General features: G+C 41.2%; 14 protein-coding genes. 8 read left to right on the top strand and 6 right to left on the bottom strand.

Annotation, left to right across the window (positions count from 1 at the left end; all coding sequences use genetic code 11):
- Positions 1-29: 29 nt before the first annotated feature.
- Genes J536_RS17720 through ahr form a run of 4 tightly spaced genes read left to right on the top strand, consistent with a single transcriptional unit; the run spans position 30 to position 2,479 of the window.
- Positions 30-566 (top strand): M23 family metallopeptidase, encoded by a 537-nt coding sequence (locus tag J536_RS17720; RefSeq protein ID WP_032063520.1) that lies wholly within the window; start codon positions 30-32, stop codon positions 564-566.
- Between the two features lie 9 nt (positions 567-575).
- Positions 576-821: a hypothetical protein gene (locus J536_RS17725; RefSeq protein ID WP_001287364.1), complete on the top strand. Its 246-nt coding sequence runs from the start codon at positions 576-578 to the stop codon at positions 819-821.
- Positions 822-851: 30 nt separating this feature from the next.
- Positions 852-1,412, top strand: coding sequence for a DNA-3-methyladenine glycosylase I (locus J536_RS17730; protein WP_032063521.1), 561 nt, complete (start codon positions 852-854; stop codon positions 1,410-1,412).
- A gap of 38 nt (positions 1,413-1,450) precedes the next feature.
- Positions 1,451-2,479 carry an NADPH-dependent aldehyde reductase Ahr gene (ahr, locus tag J536_RS17735; protein ID WP_032063522.1) on the top strand — a complete coding sequence of 343 codons (1,029 nt, stop codon included), beginning with the start codon at positions 1,451-1,453 and terminating at the stop codon, positions 2,477-2,479.
- Positions 2,480-2,481: 2 nt separating this feature from the next.
- Here ahr and J536_RS17740 read toward each other — a convergent pair whose 3' ends face one another.
- A complete protein-coding gene (locus tag J536_RS17740; protein WP_032063523.1) occupies positions 2,482-3,906 on the bottom strand; it encodes a PLP-dependent aminotransferase family protein in 1,425 nt (474 codons plus the stop codon).
- Positions 3,907-3,996: 90 nt separating this feature from the next.
- Between J536_RS17740 and J536_RS17745 the strand changes: the two genes are divergently transcribed.
- The gene (locus J536_RS17745) at positions 3,997-4,371 is read left to right on the top strand and encodes a hypothetical protein (RefSeq protein WP_032063524.1); all 375 of its coding nucleotides are present in this window, start codon (positions 3,997-3,999) and stop codon (positions 4,369-4,371) included.
- Here the strand turns inward: J536_RS17745 and J536_RS17750 are convergent.
- Positions 4,355-5,257 carry a LysR family transcriptional regulator gene (locus J536_RS17750; RefSeq protein WP_005804330.1) on the bottom strand — a complete coding sequence of 301 codons (903 nt, stop codon included), beginning with the start codon at positions 5,255-5,257 and terminating at the stop codon, positions 4,355-4,357. The two genes, J536_RS17745 and J536_RS17750, sit on opposite strands and share 17 nt — an antisense overlap.
- Positions 5,258-5,377: 120 nt before the next feature.
- Between J536_RS17750 and dkgB the strand changes: the two genes are divergently transcribed.
- Positions 5,378-6,181: a 2,5-didehydrogluconate reductase DkgB gene (gene dkgB / locus J536_RS17755; protein WP_032063525.1), complete on the top strand. Its 804-nt coding sequence runs from the start codon at positions 5,378-5,380 to the stop codon at positions 6,179-6,181.
- 4 nt (positions 6,182-6,185) lie between these two features.
- The gene (locus J536_RS17760; RefSeq protein WP_005066574.1) at positions 6,186-7,376 is read left to right on the top strand and encodes an MFS transporter; all 1,191 of its coding nucleotides are present in this window, start codon (positions 6,186-6,188) and stop codon (positions 7,374-7,376) included.
- Positions 7,377-7,416: 40 nt separating this feature from the next.
- On the opposite strand, the gene J536_RS17765 is transcribed toward J536_RS17760, so the two are convergent.
- Together J536_RS17765 and dapB are read right to left on the bottom strand one after the other, a co-directional pair.
- Positions 7,417-8,070, bottom strand: coding sequence for an START domain-containing protein (locus tag J536_RS17765; RefSeq protein WP_005066572.1), 654 nt, complete (start codon positions 8,068-8,070; stop codon positions 7,417-7,419).
- Positions 8,071-8,120: 50 nt separating this feature from the next.
- Entirely contained in the window at positions 8,121-8,942 is an 822-nt protein-coding gene (gene dapB / locus J536_RS17770) for a 4-hydroxy-tetrahydrodipicolinate reductase (RefSeq protein WP_032007450.1), read from the bottom strand.
- A 183-nt stretch (positions 8,943-9,125) separates the two neighbouring features.
- On the opposite strand from dapB, the gene J536_RS17775 reads away from it, so the two are divergent.
- Positions 9,126-9,479 carry a hypothetical protein gene (locus J536_RS17775; RefSeq protein ID WP_002119225.1) on the top strand — a complete coding sequence of 118 codons (354 nt, stop codon included), beginning with the start codon at positions 9,126-9,128 and terminating at the stop codon, positions 9,477-9,479.
- A 114-nt stretch (positions 9,480-9,593) separates the two neighbouring features.
- Here the strand turns inward: J536_RS17775 and dnaJ are convergent, their stop codons facing one another.
- Complete coding sequence (gene dnaJ, locus J536_RS17780) at positions 9,594-10,706, bottom strand: molecular chaperone DnaJ (RefSeq protein ID WP_002119101.1); 1,113 nt, start codon at positions 10,704-10,706, stop codon at positions 9,594-9,596.
- Positions 10,707-10,809: 103 nt separating this feature from the next.
- Positions 10,810-11,187: a membrane protein gene (locus tag J536_RS17785; protein ID WP_002119294.1), complete on the bottom strand. Its 378-nt coding sequence runs from the start codon at positions 11,185-11,187 to the stop codon at positions 10,810-10,812.
- Positions 11,188-11,264 lie beyond the last annotated feature (77 nt).

Genomic DNA, 11,264 nt, shown 5'->3' on the forward strand with positions numbered 1-11,264 from the left:
TTTGATATGGCTGTGACAGGGAGTATTTTGTGCGACGTTTTGTTTCTCATTTCTCACTTGGTTTTCTGATTATTCTTTTGGCTGCCTGTACCAGTGCACCTAAAAAACCTGCCCCACTTCCACCCGCTCAAGTCATCAAACTCAAAAGTATGCAGCTTCCAAATCGACTGCCTGTGCCTGTAAAAGGTATTGACCGCGATGAATTAAAAGACACTTGGGGAGCTGCTCGGAGTCAGGGCCGTAGTCACGAAGGAATTGATATTTTGGCTCCACGTGGAACCAAAGTGTACAGTGCAACCGAAGGACTCGTTGCAGATCTTCGTAATAATAATCTAGGTGGCAAAGTGATCTGGATTTTAGGTCCAGCAGGAACATGGCATTATTATGCCCATCTTGATGGTCACAAACGTGGCTTAAATGTAGGCGACTATGTCAAAAAGGGCGACCTCATTGGTTATGTCGGCAATACGGGCAATGCACGTTATACTTCACCTCATCTTCATTATGGTCTTTATCTAGATGGTAAAGGTCGTGGTGCTGTTAATCCTTATTCATATTTACGCTAGGAACATTTTATGTCGGAAGCGCTGATCAATCGCTTAGTAGAGTTTGCCGAGTCTGGTAACCAGCAAAAGATCATTTTAAATGGCAATAGCTATCAAGGCTGGATCATGGAAATCAGCGATGATGCCCTACTAATCAGTACTGGTTTTTCAGACAAAGTCGGCAAAGACTTTTGGCTAAAGTTTGAAGACTTAACACAAGCAGAACTGTATTATTGGGATACTCGCCCAAATGAATGGGTCTTATTTAAACTTTAAAATTCTAAGATAAATATAAGGAGCATTATCATGAAAACTCAACGTTGCGGATGGTGTTCCGACGATCCACTCTATATTGCCTACCATGATGAGGAATGGGGTAAACCCGAACACAACGAGGCACGATTATTTGAAATGCTTTGTCTCGAAGGTCAGCAAGCTGGCCTCTCATGGATTACCGTACTAAAAAAAAGAGAAAGCTACCGTCAACACTTTTTTAATCATCCGATTGCAGACATTGCTTCATTTACAGATGATTTTCTAGAACTAAAATTATCTGATGCAGGCTTAATTCGTCATTTGGGGAAACTCAAAGCTATTCGCGATAATGCAATTGCTTGGCAAGCGCTCAAAGCACAAGTCGGTGATGTTCCTACATGGCTTTGGCAGTTTGTAGATGCAGCGCCACAAAACAATGATGTTGTAGATTATCGTAAGGCCCCTGCTCAAACCGAACTGAGCGTAAAACTTTCCAAAACTCTTAAAAAGAATGGTTTCAAATTTGTTGGCCCAACCACCTGCTATGCTTTTATGCAGGCAGTAGGCATGGTCGATGATCATGAAAACGATTGTCAATTTAAAGCTTCATAACCCACCAGAACGGTTCAAAGCCGCTTAAGGAGTTTCCGATGAGCAATAATACGATTCAAGCTTATGCTGCAATGCAGGCAGGTGAAAAACTAGTTCCCTATCAATTTGACGCAGGTGAATTACAACCGCATCAGGTTGAGGTAAAAGTTGAATATTGTGGTTTATGTCATTCTGATATTTCTGTTTTAAACAATGAATGGCGTTCAACCGTGTATCCTGTGGTTGCAGGTCATGAAATTATTGGACGAATTGTTGCTTTGGGCTCAGAAGCCAAAGGTCTACAAATTGGACAGCGTGTCGGTATTGGTTGGACAGCTGAAAGTTGCCAAGCCTGTGATGAATGTATTGGTGGTCAGCAAGTACTGTGTACAGGTGGAAATGTTGCAACAATCGTAGGACATGCGGGTGGCTTTGCCGATAAGGTTCGCGCAGGTTGGCAGTGGGCTATTCCCCTCCCTGACGATTTAGACGCTGAAAGTGCAGGCCCTTTACTTTGCGGCGGAATTACCGTTTTTGATCCGCTACTCAAACACAAAATTCAGGCAACGCATCATGTCGGTGTAATTGGCATTGGTGGTTTAGGCCATATAGCCATTAAGCTACTTAAAGCATGGGGCTGTGAAATCACTGCTTTTAGTTCTAACCCAGATAAAACGGAAGAACTCAAAGCAATGGGAGCCGACCATGTGGTAAATAGCCGCGATACAGAGGCAGTAAAAGCTCAAAAAGGTAAATTCGATTTATTGCTAAGTACCGTGAATGTGACTCTAAATTGGTCTGCTTTTATTGCAACACTGGCACCAAACGGAACCTTACATTTCTTAGGCCTTACACTTGAGCCTGTTCCTGTTTCAGTTGGCTCTCTTATTGGTGGTGCTAAGTCAGTGACTGGTTCACCTACGGGCTCACCTGCTGCACTACGTCAGCTTTTAAAGTTTGCTGCACGTAAAAAAATTGCGCCTCAAATTGAGCTATTTCCGATGTCACAGCTCAATGAAGCAATTGAGCGTCTACACTCAGGGCAGGCACGCTACCGCATTGTGCTTAAAGCAGACTTTGCAGAATAAGACTAACTCGCTGTTTTAATCTGTTGCCGTGCCCAGTCCGCTAAGTCTTTAATTGCTTGGCGGACATCTGCTGTTAGCTCATGACCTGCATTTAAACGAATAAAATGCCGATAGCGTTCATCCTCACCAAAAACATGACCGGGAACTACAGTAATTCCGTGAGATTTTGCAGTGTAATAGAGCGCCAAGCTATCTACAGTTTTAGGTAACTGCATCCATAAAGCATAACCACCTTCTGGTTGACTCAGTGCAATTGGAATACCTTCAAATGCATTTAAAATACAACTACGATACTCCTCGACTTGCCGCATCAAATTCGGTCTTAACTGCTCTAAATGCTCCCTATAACCACGACTATAAATAAAATCAGCTAGACCTAATTGTAGCGGTGTATTGACCCCAATATTACTGGCTAACAGCTCAAGCCTTAAATGTTCTAACTTTGTTGTTAAACAGAACCATCCTACGCGATACGCACTCGATAACGACTTAGAAACCGATCCACACCAAATGACATAGCCTTCACGGTCCCAATAGCGTATAGGTAATGGTCGCTCACCGCTGTAACCACACTCTCCATAAATATCATCTTCGATAATAAAGCACTGATACTTTGCTGCTAATTCGGCAATCTTTTGTTTTTCTGCATTACTTAAACAATATCCCAATGGGTTCTGATAGTTGGCTGTCATTAAGCAAACCTTGGCTAAACCCTGCTTCATAAATGATTCTAAGCGCTCAAGATCAATACCACGATGATGCGCTGGAATTTCAATAATCTGTCGTTTTAAACTTGCTATAAGCTGTAATTGTCCATTAAAAGTAGGCGTCGGAATTAAAATAGTATCACCTACTTCTGTTAGATGTTGAATCACCAAAGACAAAGCAGGCATGCAGCCATTGGTAATAAAAATATCTTCTGCTGCGATAAAAATCCCATCTTCACGCCAATGATCAGATAGCGCTTTTCTTAATTGCTCATGCCCTTGTTTATTACAATAGAGAAAGTCTTGAGGCTGACAATTTTTTAAAGCCCGTTGAATAGAACGACGTAAACCTTCCACAGGAATAAAATGAGGCGTTAACTGAATAGAGCCTAATGGTACAAGATGGCTTTGTAAGGCAGCTTCCTGAATTTGATTATGCAATTCCAGATTTGAAACTTGTCGAGGTAAAGACAAGAAATCTGGACTTTCAGGAATGGGACCCGATTGTGCACGAGCAACCACAAAATAACCTGACTTCGGCTTTACATAAATAAGCCCCCTCGCCTCAAGTAACTCATAACAACTTTTTGCTGTACTTAAACTAATGCTGTGTTGACGAGCAAAATCTCGTAAAGAAATAAGTTTCTGGTGAGGTTTAAGCTCATCTTGATAAATACGATGTGCTAATTGATTGGCAAGAACCTGATATTGGAAAGTCATTCTGTACTGCTTTTTTAAAAATTTCTGTATCTGTACTGGTTTATAGAACACCTTTAGGCTATAGAAATCAACTCAGAAAGTAGCAAAGTCATGAAATTAAAAGCTATATTGTTATTTACTATTGTTTTAGCTGGTTGCCAACAACAACCAAAAGATGAGCAGTACAGACATACTGTTTGCCAAAGCCTCATAGAAGGTTATTTAAAAATGACAAATCAACAAGACTATAAAATGGAACAACGCACTGATGACAAGACCAGTACGATTTCTCATTATCAATATAAACGGAATAGCTCAAATGAAGTTGTAATGGTGAACTCGGTTTATTCCAAATTATATTTTAGCTGCCGAGAACATCAAAAAAGCTATTTTCTGTCTCAACATTCATCACAAGGACAAACGACCCCACTTTTAGAAGTTCATTTTCCAACTGACAGTTACACTACTTTTAGAGAGCGTTTTTAAAACCGTCTTTTAACTGTTCTGCCAAAAACTCAATAAATAAACGAATTCGTTTTGGTAGATGCTCTTGTTGATAATACACAGCATGGATGCTTTGATATTGATGTTCAATTTGGTCTTCGAATAATGCAATCAAACGTCCTTCTTGAATATCTTTCCAAATTTCAAATTCAGATAGTCGTGCAATACCATGTCCTCTAATCGTGAGTTGGCGTACCGTCTCACCACTAGAAGCTTTAATATTTGCTTGTGCAAAAAAATATTCATCGCCGACTTTAATCGGCCAGCTGTTAATATAAGCAGGTCTGGTAAAACCAATCAGATCATGCTGTTCAAGCTGTTCAGGTTGTGTCGGTGTACCCTTAATTGCTAAATACTCAGGGCTTGCAACGATAAATAAGCGACTTTTACATACTAATTTGGCATGAAGACTTGAATCATTAAGTTCTCCGAATCGAAATGCCACATCGGTTTTATGTTGTAGCAGGTCAATCACCTGATCATTACTATTTAACTCAATTTCAATATTTGGATAGCACTCACGAAACTTATGCATTAATGGCGCAATAACGTGTAAGACAAACGGCGTTGCTGAATCAATGCGAATAAGTCCCGCAGTACCCTGATCAGATTTTTGTAGTTCTTCTTCAGCCGCATTTAGCTCATTTAAGATTTTACGGGCCTTTACCAGAAACTGTTGTCCTTCTTGAGTGAGTTTCAATTTACGTGTCGTTCGTTCTAATAAGGTCACATCTAACTTCGCTTCTAGGCGCGTTAAAGATCGACTGACTCCTGAAGGCGTTTGTTTTAAATGTTCTGCCGCCGCAACAAAAGAGCCCGTATCAACGATTGCGATAAACGCGACCAGCTCTTCAATTGTTGATTTCATGTCTTATTCCATTATTGACTAATGATCAAAGATATTTTGCTTATTCATCTATTTTTTCGCAACAATAAAAAAAGCAAAATGCACATCAAGTTAAATGATTATTCAAATTTAGGTAAACACATGAATATCCCACGTTTTGGTCTAGGAACTTTCCGTCTTAAAGAACAAGCAGTTATTGATTCTGTTAAAACTGCTTTAGACGTAGGTTACCGTGTCATTGATACTGCTCAAATTTATGACAATGAAGCAGCAATTGGTCAAGCGATTGCCGAAAGCGGTGTATCACGTCAGGACTTATTTTTAACCACAAAAATCTGGGTAGATAATTTTGCTCAAGATAAGTTTATTCCAAGCTTAAAAGAGAGCCTACAAAAGCTTCGTACTGACCATGTTGACCTCACTTTGATCCATTGGCCAGCACCAGATTTAGGCGTTTCGATTCCTGAAGTTATAAAGCTTTTACTTGAAGCAAAACAACAGGGCTTAACTAAACAAATTGGTATTTCAAACTTCAATATTGAGCTTACTCAACAAGCAATTGACACAATTGGTGTAGAGCATATTGCAACCAACCAGATTGAGTTAAGCCCTTATCTTCAAAACCATAAGCTTGTGAATTTCTTACAAGAGAAGAATATTGATGTCACTTCATACATGACTCTTGCGTACGGTAAAGTGCTTCAAGACCCAGTTCTCGCTGAAATTGCAGCAGCGCATAAAGCAACAACAGCACAAATTGCACTAGCGTGGGCATTGCAACGTGGTTTTGCAGTCATTCCATCTTCGACTAAACGTGAAAACCTGATTAGCAACTTAAAAGCACAGGATATCGAGTTAACTTCAGCTGAAATGCAAATGATTGCTGAACTCGACCGTAACAGTCGTGAAGTTAGCCCAGAGCCATGGGCACCAGTTTGGGACTAAACTCATGAACACTCAATCAAATACGGCGTTCTCGTTATTGGCATTGGCAATAGGTGCCTTTGCCATTGGCACCACGGAATTTTCTCCAATGGGGTTACTTCCGAACATCGCTAACGATTTAGGTATTTCAATTCCAACAGCCGGAATGTTAATTACAGGTTATGCACTTGGTGTCATGCTAGGTGCCCCATTCATGACCCTGTGGTTCGGTGGTTTTGCACGACGTAATGCGCTTATTTTACTGATGGCGATCTTTACGGTAGGTAACCTAATCGCAGCCTTTTCACCAAGTTATATGAGCTTATTAGGTGCACGTCTCATCACAAGCTTAAACCACGGTGCCTTCTTTGGGATTGGCTCTGTTGTAGCGGCAAGCATTGTTCCCGCACATAAACAGGCCAGTGCTGTAGCCACCATGTTTATGGGCTTAACTATTGCCAATATTGGTGGTGTACCGTTGGCAACTTGGGTTGGGCAAAACATTGGCTGGCGTATGTCTTTCCTTGCAATTTCCTTGCTTGGTGTGATTACCATGCTTGCTTTATGGAAAGCACTCCCACAAGGTATGGTTGCCCAAAAACCAAATGTGAAAGCTGAGTTGAAGGTATTAACGCGTACTCCTGTGGTTCTTGCGCTGCTCACTACCGTACTCGGTGCAGGTGCAATGTTTACGCTCTATACCTATATTGCGCCAAGTTTGACTGAGTTTACCCATGCTTCACCGACGTTCATTACGTTTATGTTGGTATTGATTGGTGTCGGTTTCTCAATTGGTAACCATTTAGGCGGACGTTTTGCAGATTTGTCGATTAATAAAACTTTGATTGGTTTCTTGGTTCTGTTAATTGTGATGATGGTGACTTTCCCAATTCTTGCACAAAGCCAGATTGGAGCAGCCATTGCATTAGTGATCTGGGGTGCAGCAACCTTTGCTTTAGTACCACCTTTGCAAATGCGTGTAATGTCAGTCGCTCATGAAGCACCGGGACTTGCCTCTTCAGTGAATATCGGTGCGTTTAACTTAGGTAACGCAGTAGGAGCAGCAGCAGGCGCGTTAGTACTCGATTTAGGTTGGGGTTATAGCGCAGTATCATTTGCTGGAGCATTACTAGCTGGCTTAGGTTTGTTATTGGTTTTATTTCAAATCAAACGCGAAAGTAGCCCTGCACAAGCTTTACAGCAGTGTTCAGATTAATAAAAAAAGCGCCTGATCTCAGGCGCTTTTTTTAAGGTATTTATTTTAAAATATCTGGTAATTTAGGGTGTTCATAAATTGGACTGGTCACTTCCCGCTTCATTTTAAGCAGCATCTGGTAAGGTTGCTGTTGAACAAACATATTTACAAAGCTCAACGGAATTGCACCAGCAGGATCAGCATAACCACTGGTGGTTACTTTCACCTTATTATTTGCAACTTTCTGGAATGTCCAATCCCCTTCATAGCGTGTTAAGCGCACTACATCAGGTTGTATCGGATAATTTCCACTAATTGCAGTATTTTTAATTGTCACAACGCCATTTGCAGCCTTGCTCATTTTTCCTTTTACAACCACATCGCGATCTTTCAAAGGAAACGGAAAATCCAACACCATATACAGTGTGAACTCACCTTTTTTCTCATCTTGAGACAACATTTCAACTTTGCCCATATAAGGCACCCACTGGTCAGCTCGATTTACATCTAAAATCACAGCAACAGCGCGTTCAAGTGGTACATCAAATGTGGTTTCTGCTTTATATTGAAAGACTGGATTATCAGTTTTTTGATAGGTCCAGACTTTAATATTATTACGGTCTAAGCTGAGTTTAGCTTTTTCTGTAGAAGCAGCCCCTGTCCAGAGGCTGCTTAAGCAAAGAAGAGTGGTCAAGGCAATTTGTTTTTTATTCATGTTCTGCTCTATCTTGTTTTTCTCGCTACACATGGAATACGGACAGGGTTTTAAACCTGTACGTCGTTCAATCCTAAAACATCTTTCATGTCATATTTACGCGCTTCACGGCCCACAACCCATGCAGCAGCTCGTACTGCACCAGCAGCAAAGTTCATACGGTTAGTCGCTTTATGAGTCACTTCAACGCGCTCACCTTCACCAATAAACATGACTGTGTGTTCGCCAACGATGTCACCACCGCGAATAGTTTCAAAACCAATCGTTTGACGGTCACGTGGGCCTGTATGCCCTTCACGGCCATACACAGCAACTTCTTTTAAGTTACGGCCTAAAGTATCTGCAATTGCTTCGCCCATCATTAATGCTGTACCTGACGGCGCATCTACTTTATGACGGTGATGCGCTTCAATCACTTCAATATCTACTGTATCGCCAAATACTTTTGCTGCAAGCTCAAGTAACTTGATTGATACATTTACGCCCACTGAATAGTTCGCAGCGTAAACCACAGGTGTATGCGTAGCAACTTCATCTAACTCAGCTTTTTGCTCATCTGACATACCTGTTGTACCAATAACCATAGCAACCCCAGCGTCACGGCAAAGCTTTAAATGCTGAGCAGTTGCAACTGGTGCAGTAAAATCAATGATTACATCGCAGTCTTTAAGAACTTCTGCCAAGTTTCCTGAAACCTTCACACCCACTGAACCAATACCAGCAAGCTCACCTGCATCAGTGCCTACCAAACTACTTTCCGGACGCTCTACCGCAGCAGCTAATTGATAGCCTGCCTGTTGAACTGCTTGAATAAGCGTACGGCCCATACGACCGCCTGCACCTAAAATACCAATGCGTGGAGCTGCTGACATAATCTTCCCAATCTTCGGTTTTACGTAATTTACCTACTATATCAAAACTCTTTGCTCATCTTAAAAAGTAAAAATTATTTTTTGAGTTGGGACGAAATTTAATCTGTTTTCACAAAAGTTAAAGAATTGATCGGCAGACTACGGAGCCACGAATGAGAAAAAGATGACTATAAGGAGTTCAGCATGCATTCGAGAATTATTGGCTTTACAGTAATGATGGGGATTATGAGTTCAGTGGCATTTGCAGAGCCTGCAATCCAGCCAGGAGACACATTAGAAAGCTTATCTAAAGCGCGTATTACAACAAACGTAAATACTCAAACAGCAACGCCTACAGCTCAAACAAGCGATGCCAATGCTGAGGTTAAAGTTGAAGATATTGACCCAATTATTGGCGAAACAGCAGCAGAGGCACCAAAAGTAGCTGTACAGGCAGAAGCAGTAGCCGCACCAGTGATCGAAAATGCTCCTACTCTTGCTTCTAGCGAACCGACTGTAAGTGTTAATGATATTGATGTTGCTCTCCCTACAAAGTAAGCAGACGTAATTTTCTTTTAAGCAGAATAAAAATAATAAGATACATCAGCGCAATAAAAAGGCGGATATTTTATAAATATCCGCCTTCTTTTTAATTTCTTGTCTAATCAAGCATTAATCGAACAAACGATCAAAGAATGATTTTTTCTTTGGTGAGGAAGCACTGTCTTCGCCATCAAAAGAAGCTTGCAACTCTTTAAGTAATTCACGTTGGCGAGAATTTAAGTTGACTGGTGTTTCTACCACAATACGGCAGAGTAAATCACCCACCATGCTGCTACGTACTGGACGAACGCCTTTGCCACGTAAACGGAATAATTTACCTGTTTGAGTTCCCTCAGGAATTTTCAGGCTAACGCGACCTTCCAAAGTTGGAATTTCAATTTCTTTACCAAGTGCAGCATCAGCAATGCTTACTGGTACGTCCATATAAAGATCGGCACCATCACGTTGGAAAATTTCGTGTTCACGAACAACGACTTCAACGTATAAGTCACCTGATTGGCCATCACGAATTGCTTCGCCTTTACCACTCAAACGAACACGGTCACCATTATCTACACCCGCTGGAATTGTAACTTCCAACGTTTGCTGGCGATCGGCAACACCTGAACCATGACATGCCTGACAAGGGTTTTTAATAATTTTACCTTGACCACGACACGTACCACATGTTTGTTGTACAGAGAAGAAACCTTGCTGCATACGAACTTGTCCTGAACCATGACAAGTTTTACAGGTTTCAACATCTTTTGGATTTTTAGAACCTTTACCATCACACACATCACATGGTGCTGGAGCAGTAAAGGTAATGGTTTTTTTCACCCCTTTTACAGCTTCTTCAAGGGTAAGTTCCATTACATAGCGTAAATCTGATCCGCGACGTTGACGCTGTTGACGTCCACCACCACCGAATGCGCCACCGAAGATATCACCGAACTGGCTAAAAATATCTTCTGCACTAAATCCGCCGAAGCCACCACCGCCTCCGCCAAAGCCACCTTCGAACGCATTATGTCCCATGCGATCGTACATGCTACGCTTTTCGCTATCCGATAAAACTTCATAAGCTTCAGCAGCTTCTTTAAATTTCTCTTCAGCTTCGGCATTGTCAGGGTTTCTATCAGGATGATATTTCATCGCCAATTTACGGTAGGCTTTTTTGATCTCATCATCACTTGCGGTTTTTGAAACGCCTAAAACCTCATAATAATCACGTTTAGCCATTTTTGGCGGTGCTCCTCACGGAATTTTATCAATACTCTATTGCCGACTAAATGGGGGACTTTAGCCGAATTTACAAGGGGGAAATGTTCAAAAAATAGATATATTAAAAAACTGCCTTATTTTTTAAATATTTAGACAAGCCTTTTAACCATGCATTTAATAGAAATAACCACGCAATAGCGCTAAAAACTACACCAGCAACTGTAGAGGCTGTGACCCAAAGATTGCTGTCCCATGCAAAGAAGAAGAGCGGAATAAACCAGACAACAGCAAAAATTGCCATAAATAGAAATAGAATCGCATTGCGCATAATCCATAGCGCATGCGCATGAATCCAAACTTCTGCATTATCTACAACTGCCACTTTACGAGCGACCAAATAAGCAAAGGCCGCAAAAATAACCGTAAACAATGCAAGAAACATGAACGCATAAGAAATTACTATATAGCGGCGATGCTGTTCGATATGGTCTTGCCCCATCTGTATTTCACCTCAATTCACTGCATTTTGCCTATTTTTTATGCAGTGAAATAATCCTGTATTTTTTGTGTAAAGAC

It is taken from the genome of Acinetobacter sp. 809848, from assembly GCF_000581275.1.
GTDB lineage: Bacteria > Pseudomonadota > Gammaproteobacteria > Pseudomonadales > Moraxellaceae > Acinetobacter > Acinetobacter pittii.